This window comes from Aeribacillus composti, assembly GCF_007827555.1.
Lineage (GTDB): Bacteria > Bacillota > Bacilli > Bacillales > Aeribacillaceae > Aeribacillus > Aeribacillus composti.
On the sequence record NZ_VISS01000030.1, the window covers coordinates 23,402 to 43,649 of the forward strand.

The 20,248-nt window shown below is 39.6% G+C and carries 16 protein-coding genes and 2 tRNA genes; all 18 read left to right on the plus strand.

Annotated features, from left to right (window positions below):
• The first annotated feature begins 45 nt into the window (after positions 1-45).
• The 18 genes from mfd (at position 46) to FB379_RS14650 (ending at position 20,246) form a co-directional block, all read left to right on the plus strand.
• Positions 46-3,573 carry a transcription-repair coupling factor gene (mfd, locus tag FB379_RS14565; protein WP_242009343.1) on the plus strand — a complete coding sequence of 1,176 codons (3,528 nt, stop codon included), beginning with the start codon at positions 46-48 and terminating at the stop codon, positions 3,571-3,573.
• Positions 3,574-3,763: 190 nt separating this feature from the next.
• Positions 3,764-4,300, plus strand: coding sequence for a stage V sporulation protein T (gene spoVT, locus FB379_RS14570; RefSeq protein ID WP_063387575.1), 537 nt, complete (start codon positions 3,764-3,766; stop codon positions 4,298-4,300).
• Positions 4,301-4,998: 698 nt separating this feature from the next.
• Complete coding sequence (locus FB379_RS14575) at positions 4,999-6,606, plus strand: putative polysaccharide biosynthesis protein (RefSeq protein ID WP_158640206.1); 1,608 nt, start codon at positions 4,999-5,001, stop codon at positions 6,604-6,606.
• Complete coding sequence (gene yabN, locus FB379_RS14580; RefSeq protein ID WP_144598264.1) at positions 6,599-8,077, plus strand: bifunctional methyltransferase/pyrophosphohydrolase YabN; 1,479 nt, start codon at positions 6,599-6,601, stop codon at positions 8,075-8,077. Before FB379_RS14575 ends, yabN begins: the two co-directional genes overlap by 8 nt.
• On the plus strand, positions 8,074-8,337 hold the full coding sequence (locus tag FB379_RS14585) for an RNA-binding S4 domain-containing protein (RefSeq protein WP_063387573.1): 264 nt from the start codon (positions 8,074-8,076) through the stop codon (positions 8,335-8,337). The genes yabN and FB379_RS14585 overlap by 4 nt, the downstream gene beginning before the upstream one ends.
• 111 nt (positions 8,338-8,448) lie before the next feature.
• The gene (yabP, locus tag FB379_RS14590) at positions 8,449-8,754 is read left to right on the plus strand and encodes a sporulation protein YabP (RefSeq protein WP_063387572.1); all 306 of its coding nucleotides are present in this window, start codon (positions 8,449-8,451) and stop codon (positions 8,752-8,754) included.
• Between the two features lie 41 nt (positions 8,755-8,795).
• Positions 8,796-9,371 (plus strand): spore cortex biosynthesis protein YabQ, encoded by a 576-nt coding sequence (yabQ, locus tag FB379_RS19305; protein ID WP_422386933.1) that lies wholly within the window; start codon positions 8,796-8,798, stop codon positions 9,369-9,371.
• Positions 9,372-9,391: 20 nt separating this feature from the next.
• On the plus strand, positions 9,392-9,769 hold the full coding sequence (locus tag FB379_RS14600) for an FtsB family cell division protein (RefSeq protein ID WP_242009344.1): 378 nt from the start codon (positions 9,392-9,394) through the stop codon (positions 9,767-9,769).
• 82 nt (positions 9,770-9,851) lie between these two features.
• A complete protein-coding gene (locus tag FB379_RS14605) occupies positions 9,852-10,229 on the plus strand; it encodes a S1 domain-containing RNA-binding protein (RefSeq protein ID WP_063387569.1) in 378 nt (125 codons plus the stop codon).
• 170 nt (positions 10,230-10,399) lie between these two features.
• Positions 10,400-10,476: transfer RNA gene (locus tag FB379_RS14610), tRNA-Met, on the plus strand.
• Between the two features lie 10 nt (positions 10,477-10,486).
• Positions 10,487-10,558: transfer RNA gene (locus FB379_RS14615), tRNA-Glu, on the plus strand.
• 349 nt (positions 10,559-10,907) lie between these two features.
• On the plus strand, positions 10,908-13,391 hold the full coding sequence (spoIIE, locus tag FB379_RS14620; protein WP_144598266.1) for a stage II sporulation protein E: 2,484 nt from the start codon (positions 10,908-10,910) through the stop codon (positions 13,389-13,391).
• A gap of 76 nt (positions 13,392-13,467) precedes the next feature.
• Positions 13,468-14,199 carry a vWA domain-containing protein gene (locus FB379_RS14625; RefSeq protein WP_066247229.1) on the plus strand — a complete coding sequence of 244 codons (732 nt, stop codon included), beginning with the start codon at positions 13,468-13,470 and terminating at the stop codon, positions 14,197-14,199.
• Positions 14,168-15,142: a protein kinase domain-containing protein gene (locus FB379_RS14630; RefSeq protein WP_063387566.1), complete on the plus strand. Its 975-nt coding sequence runs from the start codon at positions 14,168-14,170 to the stop codon at positions 15,140-15,142. The genes FB379_RS14625 and FB379_RS14630 overlap by 32 nt, the downstream gene beginning before the upstream one ends.
• A gap of 207 nt (positions 15,143-15,349) precedes the next feature.
• A complete protein-coding gene (gene tilS / locus FB379_RS14635; protein WP_133309093.1) occupies positions 15,350-16,726 on the plus strand; it encodes a tRNA lysidine(34) synthetase TilS in 1,377 nt (458 codons plus the stop codon).
• A 20-nt stretch (positions 16,727-16,746) separates the two neighbouring features.
• On the plus strand, positions 16,747-17,289 hold the full coding sequence (gene hpt / locus FB379_RS14640) for a hypoxanthine phosphoribosyltransferase (RefSeq protein WP_066247237.1): 543 nt from the start codon (positions 16,747-16,749) through the stop codon (positions 17,287-17,289).
• A 93-nt stretch (positions 17,290-17,382) separates the two neighbouring features.
• A complete protein-coding gene (ftsH, locus tag FB379_RS14645; RefSeq protein WP_066247240.1) occupies positions 17,383-19,344 on the plus strand; it encodes an ATP-dependent zinc metalloprotease FtsH in 1,962 nt (653 codons plus the stop codon).
• Between the two features lie 128 nt (positions 19,345-19,472).
• Positions 19,473-20,246, plus strand: a complete 774-nt coding sequence (locus FB379_RS14650) for a type III pantothenate kinase (protein WP_063387562.1) — start codon at positions 19,473-19,475, stop codon at positions 20,244-20,246.
• Positions 20,247-20,248 lie beyond the last annotated feature (2 nt).

Below are 20,248 nucleotides of genomic sequence, written 5' to 3' on the forward strand. Positions count from 1 at the left end.
AAAATTTCCAAAGCATTTTTATATTTGTCGAGAGGAGGCTGGAGATTGGAAAGCCTGTATCAATTTTTTTATGCGCAAAACGACTTTCAAGCAGTTGTAGACGGTATAAAAGAAGGTTTGAAAGAGCAAATGGTAGCCGGACTTTCTGGCTCAGCAAGGTCTGTATTTATTTCCGCTTTTTACAAAGATATCAAACAACCGATGCTGGTTGTGACTCATAACCTTTATCAAGCTCAGATCATTTATGAAGATTTAAATAATTTACTAGGCGATTCCGTCTATTTGTATCCTGTAAATGAATTGATCGCATCTGAGATCGCAGTCGCAAGTCCAGAGCTAAAAGCACAAAGGATGGAAGTGTTGAATCGTTTATGTAAAGGTGAAAAAAGCATCGTTGTAGCCCCTGTTGCTGCATTAAGACGAATGCTCCCACCGAAAGAGTTATGGAAAAGCCATCAGCTTTCTATTTCTGTTGGAGGAACATTTGAATTAAACGAGAAGCTTCCGCATCTTCACTCAATGGGATATGAACGTGTTTCCATGGTGTCTGCTCCTGGGGAATTCAGCGTGCGCGGTGGAATTATTGATATTTATCCTTTAACGGAGGAACATCCTATTCGCATCGAACTATTTGATACGGAAGTAGATTCAATCCGAACGTTCAGTCTTGAAGATCAAAGATCGATTGAAATGATTCAAGAAGTGACAATCGGACCGGCAGAGGAAATCATTTTAACGGACAGCCATTATGAAAAAGGAATGAAGCAGTTAGAAGCGGCTTTATCAAACAGCTTAAAGAAATTGAAAAAAGATGAGCACAAAAATTTATTTATAGAAAATATCCGCTATGATCTGGAAAAATTGCAAAATAGGCAGAAGGATCAGGAGTTCTTTAAATATTTTTCATTCTTTTATGACAAACCTGCTAGTTTGCTAGATTATTTCCCTGCGGATACGGTTATTGTCATTGATGAAGTAAGCCGTGTGCATGAAATGGTTGATCATCTTGAGAATGAAGAAGGAGAATGGTTTACTTCTTTACTGGAACAAGGGAAAATTGTCCATGATGCGAAAGTGTCCCATAAATACTACCAGCTTATACGTGACACATCTTATCCAATTGTTTATTTATCACTGTTTTTGCGGCACGTCCCCTATACAAACCCGCAAAATTTGATGAACGTGTCTTGCAAGCAGATGCAAAATTTCCATGGACAAATGCACTTGTTGAAATCAGAAGTTGATCGCTGGATCAAGGCAAATTACACCGTAGTTTTTCTCGGTGCAAATGATGAACGGACCAAAAGACTTGAACGGGTGCTTGGAGACTATGAGATTGAAGCGGTCATTTCTGATTCAAACCACATTCTGTCAAAGGGGCTGCACATTTTAAAAGGAGATTTACAGACAGGCTTTGAACTTCCTTTAGGACGACTTGCGGTCATAACGGAAGAAGAACTTTTCAAAAAGAGGGTTAAACGAAGACAGCAAAGGCAGAAGCTTTCAAATGCAGAAAGAATTAAAAGCTATTCTGAGCTTGAAGTGGGAGATTATGTCGTACATGTTAATCATGGGATTGGAAAATATCTTGGAATTGAAACTTTAGAAATTAACGGTATACACAAAGACTACCTGCACATTCGTTACCAAGGAAATGACAAACTGTATGTTCCAGTTGAACAAATTGATCAAGTTCAAAAATATGTGGGCACAGAAGGAAAAGAGCCGAAAATTTACAAATTAGGCGGAAACGAATGGAAAAGAGTCAAGAAAAAAGTGGAATCGTCTGTTCAAGATATTGCTGACGATTTAATTAAACTGTATGCTGAGCGGGAAGCAAGCAAAGGCTATGCGTTCAGCCCTGATTCGGAAATGCAAAGGGAGTTTGAAGCAACATTCCCTTATAAAGAAACAGAAGATCAGCTTCGTTCCATTCAAGAGGTGAAAAAGGATATGGAACGGGAGCGGCCGATGGATCGACTTCTTTGCGGAGATGTCGGATATGGGAAAACCGAGGTGGCGATTCGGGCTGCCTTCAAAGCGATTATGGATCAAAAACAAGTTGCCTTTCTTGTTCCGACAACCATTTTAGCGCAGCAGCATTACGAAACGATCAGGGATCGTTTTCAAGATTACCCAATTAACATTGGTGTATTAAGCCGCTTCCGGACGAGAAAAGAGCAGAATGAAACGATTAAAGGCTTGAAAAATGGAACGATCGATTTAGTCATTGGAACACATCGTTTGCTTTCCAAAGATGTTCAATTTAAAGATTTAGGCTTGTTGATTATTGATGAGGAGCAGCGATTTGGAGTTACACATAAAGAAAAAATAAAACAAATGAAAGCAAACATTGATGTGTTAACTTTGACGGCAACTCCGATTCCAAGAACACTCCACATGTCCATGATCGGCGTGCGTGATCTATCAATTATTGAAACTCCTCCAGAAAATCGCTTTCCTGTTCAAACATATGTAGCGGAATATAACCCAATGCTTGTGAAAGAAGCGATCGAACGTGAATTAGCGCGAGGAGGTCAAGTATACGTTTTATATAACCGGGTTGAGGATATCGACCGGAAAGCCAATGAAATCTCTATGCTTGTTCCAGATGCAAGAGTAACCTTTGCACATGGAAAAATGTCTGAAAATGAGCTTGAATCGGTAATATTAAACTTTTTGGATGGCCAATATGACGTGCTTGTCAGCACAACTATTATTGAAACAGGTGTGGACATTCCGAATGTAAATACATTGATTGTTTATGACGCCGATAAAATGGGGCTTTCTCAGCTCTATCAATTGCGCGGGCGTGTCGGTCGTTCCAATCGTGTCGCTTACGCATATTTTACTTACCGGAAGGACAAAGTTTTATCAGAAGTTGCTGAAAAACGATTGCAGGCCATTAAAGAATTTACTGAATTAGGTTCGGGTTTTAAAATTGCGATGCGTGATTTGGCCATTCGGGGAGCCGGTAATTTGTTAGGTCCTCAACAGCATGGCTTCATTGATTCGGTAGGTTTTGATTTATATTCCCAAATGCTGAAGGAAGCGATCGAACAACGGAAAGGTGAACGGCCAAAAGAGACAAAAAGGGAAGTTGAAATTGAGCTTGAATTAGATGCCTACATTCCGCAGTCTTACATTGATGATGGAAAACAAAAGATTGACATGTACAAAAGGTTTAGAGGCATCGAAACGTTTGATGATTTACAGGAACTGCATGAAGAATTATTGGACAGATTTGGCGAGTATCCAAAGGAAGTAGACTTTTTGTTTAAAGTAGCGAAGCTAAAGTTATATGCACGGCAAGAAAAAGTCGAAGTCATTAAACAAACGAAAGATCTTATCACGATTCTTATTTCAGAGGAAGCAAGCAGCTCCTTTGACGGACAAAAATTGTTCGAGCTAACGGATGAATTCGGTCGCATAGTCGGGTTTGGCATGGAAGGGAAAAGGCTGAAATTAACATTGCAAATTCATAATTTAGAAACTGAAAAATGGCTGTCTATTTTAATGAAGCTGTTGGCAGGCTTAAAAGACGCAAAGAAAGAAGAAGTTTCTGCCGGCTAATATTGAAACAGGGTTAAAATGGAAATGCTGGCAATGGGTTTTTAAGCGGTGTTTGGAAAAAATTCGCTTTCATCATGTATATTACGTGGTTAGTGAAGGATACTAATTTCAACGATGGTGATTGTTCCAAAAATGGAAAAAGGGCAATCGCTACTTTACTAATCTTTAGATGAAAGTGAGGCAGCATAAGATGAAAGCAACTGGTATCGTTCGACGGATTGATGATTTAGGCCGTGTAGTCATACCTAAAGAAATTCGAAGAACATTGCGTATCCGTGAAGGCGACCCATTAGAAATTTTCGTTGACCGAGATGGTGAAGTAATACTGAAAAAATACTCCCCAATCAGTGAATTGAGTGATTTTGCGAAAGAATATGCTGAAGCGTTATTCGATAGCTTAAACAGCCCCGTTCTCATATGTGATCGTGATGCTATTATTGCTGTTTCCGGAGTTTCGAAAAAAGAGTATTTGAATAAAAATATAAGCGAGCTGCTGGAACGGGTGATGGATGAACGGCAATCGGTTTTCATTTCAGAAGAAGAAGAAATTGAAATCGCTGATGGTGTAACAGAACAAGTAAAATCTTATTGCATTGGACCGATCATTGCAAACGGTGATCCTATCGGGGCTGTTGTCATATTTTCGAAAGAGCAGCCTTTAACAGAAGTAGAAAGTAAGGCAGTTGAGACAGCCGCTAGTTTTTTGGCAAGACAAATGGAACAATAAAGGGAATAATTACTTTTTTATTTCTTCCACAAGCAGACTGTCTCCAACACCACGTTAATAAAAGAGACCACAGAATTCACAACAGTTTCTGTGGTCTCTTCTTTATTTCCACTCTTCACGTATTTAACGAACGACGGCGCTACCTGTTTAAAACATCTTTCGGATGGAAAGCTACAACGTAAAACATGATTGTGTTGGATGGATTTATTTCCATCATTTTCAAAGTTCATCTATATGATATTTCGACACGGTTTGTTGAAGTTCTGTTTTTCCTCTTTAGGAACAGACTAAAACCTTTTGTTCCTCTAATTCACCTTCTTATTTTGGGGAATTTTTCTAAAATCCTGTCGATGAATTTGCCAAGAAAGCTCATCACTTCGAAGGGCGGACAGCCAATTCCCTTCACAATAGTCAACAGGATAGCAGGCATTTCATCGCTGTTAAATTTTATTGAGCGTGGCAAGGAGCAGAAAATAAACCTTTCAGGAAAGGTGTCTCTAGGTTTGCGATAACCACGAAGGTTAAATGGGGTATGTGTTAGATTTTTTTTATTTACGGAACTTATGCCGGAATTTGGACTTAAAAGCCGTGAAGTTTAGCCGAGCGCTCTAAAGATTCTCTTTCAGCCGAATGTGGACGAGATTATGTTATAATATGCTGGAAAAAGATGAAGTATGAATTTTGGAAGGAGTAAACGTGTGATTCAAAATGTGCCTCAAGCAAGAACGAACAAATTTTTGCAAGGTGCGGTTTTATTGACGGCTGCTGGAATCATTACGAAAGGATTAAGTGCTATCTACCGAGTTCCTTATCAAAATATTGTAGGGGATATCGGTTTTTATATTTATCAGCAAATATATCCGTTTTTAGCAATTGTCATGGTTTTATCGACAACGGGATTTCCGGTTATTCTGTCAAAGCTGCTGAATGAGTATAGCGATGGCAGCAATTTTAAAAATTTCCGGAAAATATTGGTCGTCTGTTTTTCTTTTTTTGCTTTGATCAGTCTGTTTTCGTTCACGAGCTTGTTTTTAGGAGCTGACAAGCTTGCGCGTTGGATGGGTGATCCGAAACTGACGCTTTTATTAAAAGCGGCTGCATGTTCGTTTCTGTTTTTTCCATTTATTTCAATGCTAAGAGGCGTTTTTCAAAGCTGCCATGAAATGCTGCCGGTATCTTTGTCGCAAATCGTTGAACAAGCTATACGGGTCGGTGCTTTTTTATCGATCACTTGCTTTTTCGTTTATAAAGGATTCGATCTTTATGAAACAGCTGCCGGCGCCATTTTTAGCTCCCTCATTGGGTATATCGGGGCGTTTATGCTTTTGCTTGTATATTGGAAAAAAAGAGTGCCGTTACCGCTTTCCCGATCATCGAAAGAAGCGGCTGTATCTGTGAAAAAGATCTTAACCAAATTGCTGATTTATACTGTGACCTTTTGTTTGACGAGCATGCTGATGATTTTTATGCAATTGGCAGATTCATTTCAGCTATATAAACTGATGGTCAACAGCGGTGCAGATCCTGAAGCAGCGAAAATAGCAAAAGGCATATATGATCGGGGACAACCGCTATTGCAGGTAGGAACGGTTGCAGCTACATCTCTTGCATTGTCTCTTGTTCCGCTTATTTCATCGTTTCGGCATAAAGCATTTCAATATATTCAGCAGCATGTCGCCTTATCTTTTAAAATTTGTTTGATTGTCGCCATCGGGGCTACGGCAGGTTTAATTTCCATCATCGAGCAAGTTGATTTCATGCTGTTTGCCGATACAAAAGGGGCGGGCGTATTATCGGTGTTCAGCATTTCGATTTTATTTAGCTCGGTTGCGATAACGTCTGCCGGCATTTTGCAAGGAGTCAATGAAACCGTCTGGCCGGCTTTATCTGTTTTAGCCGGAGTAGCCGTGAAAATATTACTCAATGAATGCTTCATTCCGTTTTTCCATACATACGGGGCGGCATTGGCGACTGTTTGCGGATATGGGGTCGTGTGCTTATTGAATCTAGCGGTTTTAAATCGGAAAAAATATAAGTTAGCTTCTTTCAAGGCTGTATGGAAAATGATTGGCTCTGCTGTTGTCATGTTTTTATCGATCAAGCTTTACTTTTTTCTATTCGATTTTTTTATATCAGACGAAACGCGTATGAGCGCTTCCATTCAATCATTGACAGCTGTCGTTTTCGGAGCGGCTGTGTATATGTTTTTCATCATCCAATCAGCCATTTTTACAGGGAAGGAAATAGAGAGCTTGCCTTTTAAAAATAAGATCAGTGCATGGAAAGAGAGGAAGGAAAATGGATAAGCAAATTACGATTGTTGGCCTGGGTGCGGGGGATGTCGATCAGCTGCCGCTAGGGGTTTTTAAAATTTTGACCTCCAGTCTGCCGCTATTTGTAAGAACAGAGGATCATCCTGTTTTAAGTGAAATTAAAGACGAAATTGGCTCGTTTCAGTCTTTCGATTCCGTTTATGAAATGTTTGATCAATTTGAAGATGTTTATGCGGAAATTGCAAAAAAACTATTGGAGGAAGCAGAAAAATATCAGCATATCGTATATGCGGTACCTGGACATCCGCTTGTTGCAGAAAAAACCGTTCAGCTTTTGCTGAAGGAAATGGAGCAAGGAAAAGTAAATGTGTCGATACAGGGCGGACAATCGTTTTTGGATGCAATGTTTCAAGCTCTGCGCATCGATCCTGTCGAAGGCTTGCAATTCATTGATGCGCAGGATATGAAGCGGGAAGAGCTTTCCTTTCGGCAGCATTTGATTATTTGCCAAGTTTATGACAAGATGATTGCATCGGATGTGAAATTGACGTTAATGGAAGACTTGCCGTTCGATTATGAAGTTTACCTCGTAACGGCTGCAGGGAGCAAATACGAGGACATTAAAAAAGTTCGATTATATGAAATGGATAGGTGTGTAGAACTGAGCAATTTAACATCGTTATACATCCCGCCGGTCAAGGATGAACAATTGCTGTATCATCGCTTTTCAGCGTTGCGAAACGTCATTCGAACACTTCGCGGGCCAAACGGCTGTCCGTGGGATCGAAAGCAAACCCATCAATCATTAAAGCGGTACTTAATTGAAGAATGCTACGAGCTGATTGAAGCTATTGATGAAAATGATATTGATCATATGATTGAAGAGCTCGGAGACGTTTTGCTTCAGGTGGTGCTTCATGCCCAAATTGGAGATGACGAAGGATTTTTTACCATTGATGATGTGATTCGCATGTTAACAGATAAAATGATCCGCCGCCATCCCCATGTTTTTGGCAATGTCGAGGCACAAAATGCAGAAGAAGCTGTAAAGAACTGGGAGGAAGCAAAAAAATCTGAAAACAAGAATGAGAGCGAATCACTTTTAGATTCTGTTTCAAAGGCGCTCCCAGCTCTGTCAAAAGCTTATCAATATCAAAGAAAGGCGGCGAAAGTCGGTTTCGATTGGCCGGATGTACTGGATGCTTGGGAGAAGGTGTCAGAAGAACTGCAGGAGTTTAAAAAGGAAATCGATAATGGAGATGGCGGAACGGAAAAAGCAAAAGAAGAGTTCGGCGATATTCTGTTTGCTCTTATTAATGTTGGAAGATTTTACGAAATTGAGCCTGAAGAAGCATTAGTCATGACAAACGAAAAATTTTCGCGGAGATTTCGGTTTATAGAACAAAAGGCCCGTGATGCTGGGAAAAATTTAAAAAGTATGTCTTTGGCAGAAATGGATCAATATTGGGAAGAGGCTAAAATGAAAGAGGGGGATCGGACATGAGATTAGATAAATTTTTAAAAGTATCGAGGCTGGTGAAAAGACGCACGCTTGCCAAGGAAGTGGCAGATCAAGGAAGAGTGACAATCAACGGGCATCCAGCAAAAGCGAGCTCCAATGTGAAGGTTGGCGACGAGCTGTCCATTCAATTTGGACATAAGGTAGTGACAATAAAAATCGAATCTATAAATGAAACAGTAAAGAAGGAAGAGGCAAAAAATCTTTATACCATTTTGAAGGAAGAACAAAGGACAGATTTATAAAACGCTCCCTGTATTGTACAAGGAAACAACAAGGCTTGTTCTAAACCCTGCACATCTTACATAAAAATGTAAAAGGAAAGCATCCATTAATTAGAGTGCGGGGGGATGATAATGAGCCAGTATTATGGCGGTAACCATTCACATAAAGAAACCGTGCAGGAGCATAATGTAGTCATGAAGGACCGGAAGCTGTTAGATATTTCTGGCGTGAAGCAGGTGGAAAGCTTTGATAATGAGGAATTTTTGCTTGAGACGGTAATGGGTCCGCTCGCGGTTCGGGGAGAACATTTACAAATGAAAAACTTGGATGTCGATAAAGGCGTCGTATCCATAAAAGGAAAAATTTATGAAGTTTCTTATTTAGATGATTTCAGTTCGGAGAAGGCTAAAGGCATTTTTAGCAAGTTGTTTAAATGACCCTTACCACTCAATTTTACACCATGATTGCGATGATCGGCATGGGCAGTTTTCTAGGCGCCGCACTTGATACTTACAATTTTTTTTTAAAAAGATGGGATCGAAAAAGGTGGGTTGTTTTTTTAAACGATTTAGTATTTTGGGCGGTTCAAGGACTTTTAACTTTTTATGTTCTATTGTATGTAAATCAAGGGGAATTAAGATTTTATGTATTTTTAGCACTTTTATGCGGTTTTGCCGCCTATCAAAGCCTCCTACGGAACGGATACATGGCATGTTTGCGGATTATGATAAAAATCGCTGTTTCTATATACCAATTTTTTGTAAAAATCTTTCTGCTGCTTCTTATCAATCCTATTAAATGGATAGTTCATATGGCGATAGCATGTTCTATGTCTCTTTTACTATTTTTATGGAAGGTTATCAAATGGTCTTCACAACTCTTATTCAAGTTATGTAAAATTTTATTAGCGCCATTACTATGGGGATTGAACATACTTTGGGGAAACGCTCCTCAACCAATAAAGCAAAAGATGCTGCATTCGAAACAAATCATAGAAGGAATATTCATAAATATAAAGAATATGTTACGTAAGCTGTATCGTCGGTTCCGCTAAATTTAGGAGGGATTGCAGGAATGAGAGAGAAACGAGAGTTGAATGTAGCTATGCTGCAGCAAACAAATGAACCCGGACAAGAAGTTAAAGCTGAGATGAGACAAAGAAGAAAACGAGGGCTAATTCGACGGTTAGCTGCATTTGGTATAATGGCTGTTACTTGTATTGCGATTATGGCGTCAACGCTCGTTTCTCAATCAATTGCTATCAATAAGAAGCTTGAAGAAAAAAAACAGCTTGAAACAAAACTGGAGAATTTAAAAGATGAGGAAAAAGATTTGAAGGCAGAAATCATCAAGCTGAAGGATGAAGAATATATCACAAAGCTTGCAAGAAAAGATTATTTTTTATCTGATGAAGGAGAAGTCATTTTTAATATTCCGGGGAATGAACAGTAATATTGACCCCGTTTTTTTATTTTTGTATAATTAAATAAATTATTTTTAATTTTTTTATGATTTAAGGAGGAGCATTTTTTTTATGTCAATTGAAGTTGGCAGCAAGTTACAAGGTAAAGTAACTGGCATTACGAATTTTGGAGCATTTGTGGAGCTGCCAGGAGGCTCAACAGGACTTGTTCATATTAGTGAAGTTGCTGACAATTACGTGAAAGACATTCATGATCATTTAAAAGTCGGTGATGAGGTTGAAGTCAAGGTTATTAATGTAGAAGAAGACGGAAAAATCGGATTGTCCATCAAAAAGGCAAAAGATCGTCCAAAAAAACATGATCATCGTTCCAAAGAAAGTTTTGAGCAAAAAATGAGCCGCTTTTTAAAAGAGAGCGAGGACCGTCTTGCTTCACTTCGGCGTCACACTGAATCAAGACGAGGAGGGAGAGGAGCAAGAAGGGGGTAACTTGCTGCTGTTAATGTTATAGATGATCGCAGACCGCCACCTGAAGATTCAGGTGGTGTATTTAAATTGTCCGAAAATTATTTTTTTATTTTATTGTTGACGGCTCTCATGTTCATATGTATTATAGAACATGTGCGTATTTTACATGAACATAAAGATGCAGTTGATTTGGCGGCGTAGCTCAGCTGGCTAGAGCGTACGGTTCATACCCGTGAGGTCGGGGGTTCGATTCCCTCCGCCGCTACCAATTGAATATTGGCCCGTTGGTCAAGTGGTTAAGACACCGCCCTTTCACGGCGGTAACACGGGTTCGAATCCCGTACGGGTCATGAGAAGAGGCTCTTTCTTTAAAAGAAAGAGTCTTTTTTTATGGAAAAGTTTAAAATTTTGTATTTATATAGGATAGATAAATTTAATTTTTCACCGATTTCAACAAGTTCCGACTCATGTTTTTCGGCTTTTGCTTTTAAAACGGACCAACACGCTGTTACAATCATCTCTTTGAAATGACGGCGACTCAATGTCTCAATGGGCTGCTCTGTTCCTTTTAAAGATTTGTCGTCTATAACAGAAATCGTCGAAATATTCTTATGAACAATTTCCTCCTTTTGACAAATTCCTTTATGAAAAGCTTGTATAATGACTATCAATTACGGTAGTAGGAGGAGTGTCGCTATAATGGAAAAAGTTGAGAGAAGATTTCTGATACCTTTTGCCAATGTCCAATTGGAAAGAACACAATCACTTCTATGGAGATCTTGGAAAAGAGCGGGGCTGCATTTGCATTCTTTTCTGTTTCACAAAGGGTTTGTTTATGTATTGGTCGGGTTTTTGCTGGGGAGAGCTTTTATTTTATCTGAGATTATTCCGTTCGCCCTTCCTTTTTTTGGAGCTGTATGGCTTTTAAAAAGGGACAAGGCATTGCTTGCTGCACTATCACTAATTGCAGGGGCATTCACCATCTCATTGGAATTATGTTTGTTAGTGCTTTCTTCTATATGTATATTTCTTTTGCTTCATAAAATGACTAGTTTTTTCATTAAAACAGATGAAATAAAAATATTGCCTTTTACGATTTTTTCGGGACTTGCTGCCAGCCGCCTTTTATATTCAAAGTTAACTGCAGGATTTATCAGCACGTACGATCTTTTAATGACAGGGGTTGAGGCAGGTCTGTCGATCATCCTGACGTTGATTTTTTTGCAGAGCATCCCGCTTCTTTCAGTGCGGAAATATAAACAAACTTTACGAGTCGAAGAGATTATCTGCTTGATGATTTTGCTTGCGTCCGTCATGACGGGCTTAGTTGGAATCAGTTACCAAAATATACAGGCGGAACACGTTCTTTCACGATATATTGTCCTATTGCTCGCTTTTACCGGAGGTGCAGGCATCGGATGTACAGTTGGTGCTGTAACAGGTTTGGTGCTTAGCCTGGCGAATGTCTCCAATTTGTATCATATGAGCCTACTTGCATTTTCAGGTTTATTGGGAGGTCTGCTAAAGGAAGGACAAAAAGCAGGAGCGTCAGTTGGCCTGATCATTGGCTCACTTTTAATCACGCTATATGGAGAAGGATCGGCTGATGTTTGGACAACCTTATGGGAATCGGGCACCGCGGTTTTGCTGTTTTTACTGACCCCGAAAAGCTTTACAGAACAGCTGGCAAAGCATATTCCTGGAACAAACGAGCATGTTTTGGAGCAGCAGAAGTATGTTCGAAATATACGTGATATAACTGCTCGGCGGGTTGATCAATTTTCTAACGTTTTTCGGGCATTATCTGAGAGCTTTTCGACTTTTTACCCGGAGGATGGAGAGGATATAGAAAGAGAAACGGATTTATTTTTAAGCAAGATCACCGGACAGACCTGCCAAACTTGTTTTAAGAAGGAGAAATGCTGGGTCAACAATTTTGACCAGACATATCAATTAATGAAGCAAGTGATGAATGAAACGAAAGAAAAGACGTATGCAAATAATCGCAGATTGCAGAAAAAGCTTCACAGGCATTGTTCGAAAGCTAATCTAGTGGTCGGGACGATTGAGCAGGAAATGCACTTTTTAGAAGCGAATCGGAAATTAAAAAAGCAAGTGCAAGAAAGCAGAAGATTGGTAGCTGAACAGCTGCTAGGAGTTGCTCAAGTAATGTCCGACTTTTCTCGGGAAATGAAAAAGGAACGGGAACATCATTTTCTGCAGGAAGAGCAAATTTTCTATGCTCTTCAAAACTTCGGTTTAGAAATTGGCCATATTGATATATACAGCCTTGAAAAAGGGAACGTCGATATAGAAATGAGCATTCCGTATTGCGGCGGCCATGGAGAATGTGAAAAAATTATTGCTCCGATGCTTTCCGATATATTAAACGAAATGATCATCGTGAAAAATGAAGAATGTGCAGGTTATCCAAATGGATTTTGTCACGTTGTGTTCGGTTCTGCAAAAGCATACAAAGTAGAAACGGGTGTTGCTCATGCTGCAAAAGGAGGAGGTCTTGTTTCAGGCGACAGCCATTCCATGATTGAATTGGGCGTCGGAAAATTTGCCATAGCCATTAGCGATGGAATGGGGAACGGGGAAAGGGCTCATTTTGAAAGCAATGAAACGATTAAATTGTTGGAAAAAATTCTTCAATCAGGCATTGATGAAAAAATTGCTATCAAAACCATCAACTCTATATTGTCGCTGAGAACGACAGATGAAATTTATGCAACATTAGATTTGTCTATCATTGATTTACAAAGCGCCAATTGCAAATTTATGAAAATCGGATCTACTCCGAGTTTTATTAAACGTGGAAATAAAATTATCAAAATCGAGTCTAGTAATTTGCCGATCGGCATTATCGATGATTTTGAGGTGGACATTGTAGACGAACAGCTAAAAGCAGGAGATTTATTAATTATGATGAGTGACGGAATATTTGAGGGACCAAGGCATGTAGAAAATTATGATTTATGGATGAAAAGAAAAATAAAAGAAATAGAGACAGATGATCCACAAGAAATAGCCGATTTAATTATGGAGGAGGTGATCCGCTCCAGATCGGGGGCAATCGATGACGATATGACGGTTGTGGTGGCTCGAATTAATCATAATACACCGAAATGGGCGGCGATCCCTGTTTCAAATTTTTATAAATCGAAAAAGATAAGCTGATTTTCTGCCATGCTTAGTATAAAACGTTTTCCTTCTGGTGAGGATGGTAATAAATCATTGACCAGGAGGAGGAAAAATGAGAAAAGGGACATTAAAACAAATTTTGTTGTTAACTGACGGATGCTCAAATCATGGTGAAGATCCAATTGCTATGGCGGCTTTAGCTAAGGAGCATGGGATTACTGTCAACGTAATTGGGATTTTAGAAGAGAATGTGATAGATCAAGATGCAATGCAGGAAATAGAAGGAATTGCTGAGGCAGGGGGAGGAGTGAGCCAAGTAGTTTATGCCCATCAGCTTTCACAAACAGTACAGATGGTCACTAGAAAAGCGATGACACAAACATTGCAGGGAGTTGTCAATCGTGAATTAAAGCATATTTTAGGAAAATCAACTTCTATAGAAGAGCTGCCGCCTGAACAGCGTGGTGAAGTTATGGAGGTTGTGGAAGAGCTTGGTGAAACGGTCAATTTAGAAATTTTAATTCTCGTAGATACGAGCGCAAGCATGGGGCCAAAGCTTCCAACGGTAAAAGAAGCGCTTTTTGATTTATCCATTAGCCTAAATTCAAGAATAGGCAATAATCAATATTCGCTGTTTATATTTCCTGGGAAAAGATCAGAAACAGAAATTTTATTGGATTGGACTCCGAAACTGGATTCTTTATCAACCATTTTTCCGAAATTAACGACAGAAGGATTGACACCAACTGGTCCGGCGATAAAAGGAGCTATACAACATTTTAAACAAAAACGCTCATTGAGGGGAATGCTCGATGATGAATACCTCGATGAACAAAGCATGTAAAGTTCTTCCCGGTACCATTATTAAAGGAAAATGGCATGGAAACACGTATCGGATATTAAAAATGCTGGGGTGCGGAGCAACAGGGTCGGTTTACCTTATTGAATCCAGTAAAGGGTATGCAGCATTAAAAATAAGTGAAAATAGCATGGGAATCACTTCAGAAGTAAACGTGTTAAAGAGACTGGCCAAGGTCCAAGGTTCGTGCCTTGGGCCTTCTTTGATCGATGTGGACGATTGGTTTAACACAGCTAGCGGAAAGATGCTTCCGTTTTATGTTATGGAGTATGTTAAAGGTGAACATTTTATCCAGTTTATTAAAAATAATGGTGCGATTTGGATTGACGTGCTAATCTTGCAGCTTTTGTCCAATTTGGAGGAGCTTCATCAGTCAGGCTGGGTTTTTGGTGATTTAAAGCCTGACAATCTAATTGTTACAGGACCTCCTCCCAAAATTCGCTGTATTGATGTAGGTGGCACAACGATAAACGGAAGATCCATTAAAGAATTTACAGAGTTTTTTGACAGGGGATACTGGGAATTGGGGACGAGAAAAGCTGAACCGAAATATGATCTTTTTGCAGTCGGTATGATTATTATCAATGCTGTTTTTCAAAAACGCTTTTCAAAAAAAGGAAACAGTAAGGAGCAATTGATGCAAATCATTAACTCCCATCCTTTTTTAAACGAAAGAAAACAAGTGTTGACGAAAGCTTTATTTGGCTCCTATTCATCCGCTTTGGAAATGAAGCAGGATCTTTTGCATCATGTTTCAAACGCTAATTTGCAAAGAAAGAGAAATGTACAAGCACAATCTAAACCGAAAAGGACAGCTAACAATCGAAAAAGAAAGAAAAAGAAAAGCAAAGGGCTGATCGAAACATTGGTGATCATGGTTTGCCTGGCATTTCTATATTCTTTATATATTTTTGCGACACTTCTGTAAATGGCTGCTGCTTGTTTAAAGCGGCAGTGCTTTTCCCCCTTCTCATGCTTCCGCGAGTGCCCCGACTATTTCAAAAAATGTCCGATCTGAACTGCTTCCCTTTTAGGAAAATAACAGTAAAATGCAAAAGGCTTTGTCTTTGCAGAAGGCAGGCAAATAATGATAGGATAAAGATAACTAGAGAAATATTGGATGTGACGGTCTTTGATTCAAAATGTATGTGCGTTTATTGAAAAACATCAATTGCTCCAAAAAAATAGTACGGTCATAGTAGGTGTGTCCGGCGGCCCGGATTCACTGGCACTTCTACATTTTTTAAATACATTTAAAGATCAATATGGCATCACTGTTATAGCAGCACATGTTGATCATATGTTCCGAGGCATAGAATCACAAAAAGAGATGGAATTTGTCATCAATTTTTGCCGGGAATTAAACATACCTTGTTACGCTAAGCAAATCAATGCGGCCCGTTATGCTGAGAAACACCGGTTGAATGCCCAGCAGGCTGCTAGAGAATGCCGCTACCAATTTTTCTTAGAGTTGATGGATCAGCTTCAGGCGGATGCTTTGGCTCTAGCTCATCATGGAGATGACCAAATTGAAACGATTTTAATGAATCTTGTTCGCGGAACAATAGGGAAGGGACTAGCGGGAATTCCTGTCATACGGCCTTTCGGCAGAGGGAGAATCATACGCCCCTTTTTAGCCGCAACAAAGGATGAAATTTTAAAGTATTGTGAAGAATTTCAGCTGGCGCCCCGATTTGATCCAAGCAATGAAAAAGATACGTATACACGGAACAGGTTTCGCAAATATGTTTTGCCGTTTTTGAAAAAGGAGAACAAAAGGCTGCATGAACATTTTCAATATTTCAGTGAGGTCTTTTTGGATGATGAGCGATTTTTGGAGGAATTAACGAAGGAAAAATTAAATAAAGTAGTGATAAGAAAAACGAATTCTTCCGTTACTATTCATAAACAAGAATATAAAAAGCTTCCTGATCCGATCAAAAGGAGAGCGGTTTATCAAATATTGAATGATCTGATAAAAAGCGGCTCCTTCTCGGCTGTTCATATTGAAAATGTAAACGAATTTTTGATGAAAGCGCACCCTTCGGGGATGCTTCATTTGCCTATGGGGCTCAAAGTCATAAAATCTTATGATGAATGCACCTTTACGTTTCAATCGCCAAATAGTGAATCTTTCTGCTACACGGTACCGGTACCGGGAAAATTACATTTGCCGAACGGGAAAATATTTTTTACTGAAACCTTTTTTGGGATTCCTTCGTATAAAGGTGATGACGTTTTCTATCTTCCAAAAAAATGGTACGTTCCGCCTTTAATTATTCGGAGCAGAAAAAAAGGAGACAAAATGACAATTAAAGGCATGAACGGTACGAAAAAGGTAAAAGATATTTTTATTGATAAAAAAATACCGAGGGAAGAGCGCAACCTTCTCCCAATCGTTGAAAATGGCAACGGCCAAATCATATGGATTCCGCTTGTAAAAAAATCAAATTTAGAGGAAATTAGCATTACCAATGAATCTTATATTGTATTACAATATAAAGAGCAGTGATCTCATCAGGAGGAAAGAAAATGATCGAGGATATTGAAAAAGTCTTAATTTCAGAAGAAGAAATCAAAGAAAAAGTGAAAGAATTAGGGGCGATATTAACGGAGGAATATAAAAATAAGTTTCCCCTCGCTATCGGGGTTTTAAAAGGCGCTATGCCGTTTATGGCGGATTTAATAAAGCATATTAATACATATTTGGAAATTGATTTTATGGACGTTTCCAGTTATGGAAACAAAACCGTTTCATCGGGTGAGGTGAAAATAATTAAGGATTTAGACACTTCCGTCGAAGGCCGGGATCTTTTAATCATTGAAGATATAATCGATAGCGGATTGACATTAAGCTATTTAGTCGATCTTTTCCGGTATCGGAAAGCAGCATCCGTTAAAATTGTAACCCTTTTGGACAAACCGAGCGGGCGAAAGGCAAATATTGAGGCAGATTATGTATGTTTTGAAGTTCCGGATGCGTTCGTTGTCGGTTATGGTCTGGACTATGCGGAAAAATACCGCAATCTTCCGTTTATAGGGATATTAAAGCCTGAAGTTTATCAAAATAAATAATGATCGTTGAAAGGATAGCGTATCAGTTGTGCTGGGATGATTTTCTATGATACTATTGAATATAGTTTGTTTCATTGTGGGAGGAGGTAAGGAATGAATCGGATTTTCCGAAACACCATATTTTATTTGCTGATTTTTTTAGTGGTTATCGGCGTTGTGAATTTTTTTCAGGGCGGTAACCAAAAAACTGAACAAATGACATATAGTACCTTCATCTCCAATTTGGAAAACGGAGATGTTGAAAATATAACGTTAAAACCAGTAAGAGGAGTATATGAAGTCAGAGGACAGCTGAAGGGATATGAAGAAAATCAATACTTTATCACCTATTTATCAGGCGATGACGCATTAAACCTCATCAATACTGCTGCTTCAAAAAATCAAACGGAAGTTAAATGGTCCCCAGCAGATGATACAAACGGATGGGTGCAATTTTTCACATCCCTCATCCCATTTATTATAATCTTTATTTTGTTCTTCTTTGTGCTCAATCAGGCTCAAGGCGGCGGAAGCCGAGTTATGAACTTCGGGAAGAGCAAGGCAAAGCTGTATAACGACGACAAGAAAAAAGTAAAATTTAAAGATGTTGCAGGAGCCGATGAGGAAAAGGCTGAACTAGTGGAAGTTGTTGAATTTTTAAAGGATCCCCGCAAGTTTTCTGAACTTGGAGCGCGCATACCGAAAGGAGTCCTTTTAGTAGGCCCTCCGGGAACTGGTAAAACATTGCTGGCCCGCGCGGTGGCTGGAGAAGCAGGTGTGCCGTTTTTCTCCATAAGCGGATCTGATTTTGTTGAGATGTTTGTCGGTGTAGGTGCTTCTCGTGTTCGGGATTTGTTTGAGACGGCTAAGAAAAATGCCCCATGTATCATTTTTATTGATGAAATTGATGCTGTTGGACGCCAAAGAGGAGCGGGATTAGGCGGCGGTCACGATGAACGTGAACAAACGTTAAATCAGCTTCTCGTTGAGATGGATGGATTTAGCTCCAACGAAGGAATCATTATTATTGCGGCGACAAACCGTCCGGATATTTTAGACCCAGCCCTTCTCCGCCCTGGTCGATTTGACCGTCAAATTACGGTTGATCGTCCGGATGTGAAGGGGCGCGAAGCAGTGCTCAAAGTACATGCACGCAATAAACCGTTGGATGAATCGGTGAATTTGCGGAACATTGCGATGAGAACGCCGGGCTTTTCTGGAGCTGACTTGGAAAACCTATTGAATGAGGCTGCTCTCGTTGCTGCTCGCCAAAATAAAAAGAAAATCGATATGGCGGATATAGATGAGGCAACCGATCGTGTAATTGCAGGACCTGCGAAAAAAAGCAGGGTTATTTCGGAAAAGGAGCGCCGTATTGTTGCCTATCATGAAGGCGGACATACCGTTATCGGTCTCGTTTTAGATGAGGCGGAAATGGTGCATAAAGTAACGATTGTTCCTCGGGGTCAAGCTGGAGGATATGCTGTCATGCTGCCAAAAGAAGACCGCTATTTCATGACAAAACCTGAGCTCCTTGACAAAATAACAGGATTGCTTGGCGGTCGGGTTGCGGAAGAAATTGTTTTCGGTGAAGTTAGCACCGGTGCCCACAACGACTTCCAGCGTGCGACAAATATTGCGCGCAGAATGGTTACAGAATTTGGAATGTCAGAAAAATTGGGTCCATTGCAATTTGGAAGCTCTCAAGGCCAGGTCTTTTTAGGGCGTGACATCCAAAGTGAGCAAAATTATAGTGATGCGATTGCTTATGAAATTGACTTAGAAATTCAGCGCATCATTAAAGAATGTTATGAAAAAGCAAAACGAATTTTGACAGAAAATCGCGATAAACTTGAACTAATTGCAAAAACGTTATTAGAAGTGGAAACACTTGATGCAGAACAAATTAAACATCTGGTGGAACACGGTTCATTGCCTGATAAGTCTGAACAAAAAGCAGCTTCAGAAAATGTGAAAAAAGAAGAGAACAACCAAAAAGATGAAGCTGTAAAAGTCAATATTCAGACAAAGAAAGATGAGGCTCCCTCTATCAAACCGGAGCTTAAAGAAGAATAAGTAATAAAGCCGTCAACTATACAAAGTTGGCGGTTTTCTATTGCCTTCGTGCCCGATAGCAGCCTACTGCGATCAATATGTGATATGATGATGAGGGAATGTTTGAACGAAGGGAAAAGGTGATGGACATGATTTTAGCTTTAGATGTTGGGAATACAAACACCGTGATTGGAGTATACGAAAAAGAACAATTGCTTTACCATTGGCGAATTGAAACCAATCGACATAAAACCGAAGATGAATACGGAATGATGTTTAAATCATTGTTTGAATACGTAGGATTAAAATTTTCGGACATAACGGGAATCATTATTTCTTCTGTCGTTCCACCGATTATGTATGCCATGGAAAAAATGTGCGAGAAATATTTTCATGTAGATCCGCTTATTGTCGGCCCAGGAATTAAAACAGGCCTTAATATAAAGTATGATAATCCGCGTGAAGTTGGGGCGGACAGGATCGTCAATGCAGTTGCCGGTGTTCATTTATATGGCTGTCCGCTTATTATTGTTGATTTCGGCACAGCAACAACTTATTGCTACATTAATGAAAAAGGACAATATGAAGGCGGTGCCATTGCACCAGGGATTAACATTTCCACCGAAGCTTTATACTCAAAAGCCGCGAAGCTTCCTAGAATCGAAATCGCCAAACCTGATCATATTATTGGGAAAAATACAGTAGCCGCCATGCAATCAGGAATTTTATTCGGCTATGTTGGCCAAGTAGAAGGAATTGTCAGAAGGATGAAAGCGCAAGCTAAAAAAGAACCGAAAGTTATTGCAACAGGCGGTCTAGCTGGGTTAATCGCCAATGAATCTGACATGATCGAAATCGTTGATCCATTGTTAACATTAACAGGCTTGCGGTTAATTTACGAACGAAATCTCGGAAGGGAGTAGGA

Bases quoted from the DNA above. Each gene is read 5' to 3' on its own strand.
- hpt (WP_066247237.1), top strand. From the start codon at position 16,747: ATGATCGAGGATATTGAAAAAGTCTTAATTTCAGAAGAAGAAATCAAA.
- FB379_RS14605 (WP_063387569.1), top strand. From the start codon at position 9,852: ATGTCAATTGAAGTTGGCAGCAAGTTACAAGGTAAAGTAACTGGCATT.
- FB379_RS14625 (WP_066247229.1), top strand. From the start codon at position 13,468: ATGAGAAAAGGGACATTAAAACAAATTTTGTTGTTAACTGACGGATGC.
- yabN (WP_144598264.1), top strand. From the start codon at position 6,599: ATGGATAAGCAAATTACGATTGTTGGCCTGGGTGCGGGGGATGTCGAT.
- FB379_RS14630 (WP_063387566.1), top strand. From the start codon at position 14,168: ATGATGAATACCTCGATGAACAAAGCATGTAAAGTTCTTCCCGGTACC.
- FB379_RS14600 (WP_242009344.1), top strand. From the start codon at position 9,392: ATGAGAGAGAAACGAGAGTTGAATGTAGCTATGCTGCAGCAAACAAAT.
- ftsH (WP_066247240.1), top strand. From the start codon at position 17,383: ATGAATCGGATTTTCCGAAACACCATATTTTATTTGCTGATTTTTTTA.
- spoIIE (WP_144598266.1), top strand. From the start codon at position 10,908: ATGGAAAAAGTTGAGAGAAGATTTCTGATACCTTTTGCCAATGTCCAA.
- spoVT (WP_063387575.1), top strand. From the start codon at position 3,764: ATGAAAGCAACTGGTATCGTTCGACGGATTGATGATTTAGGCCGTGTA.
- FB379_RS14650 (WP_063387562.1), top strand. From the start codon at position 19,473: ATGATTTTAGCTTTAGATGTTGGGAATACAAACACCGTGATTGGAGTA.
- FB379_RS14585 (WP_063387573.1), top strand. From the start codon at position 8,074: ATGAGATTAGATAAATTTTTAAAAGTATCGAGGCTGGTGAAAAGACGC.
- yabP (WP_063387572.1), top strand. From the start codon at position 8,449: ATGAGCCAGTATTATGGCGGTAACCATTCACATAAAGAAACCGTGCAG.
- yabQ (WP_422386933.1), top strand. From the start codon at position 8,796: ATGGGCAGTTTTCTAGGCGCCGCACTTGATACTTACAATTTTTTTTTA.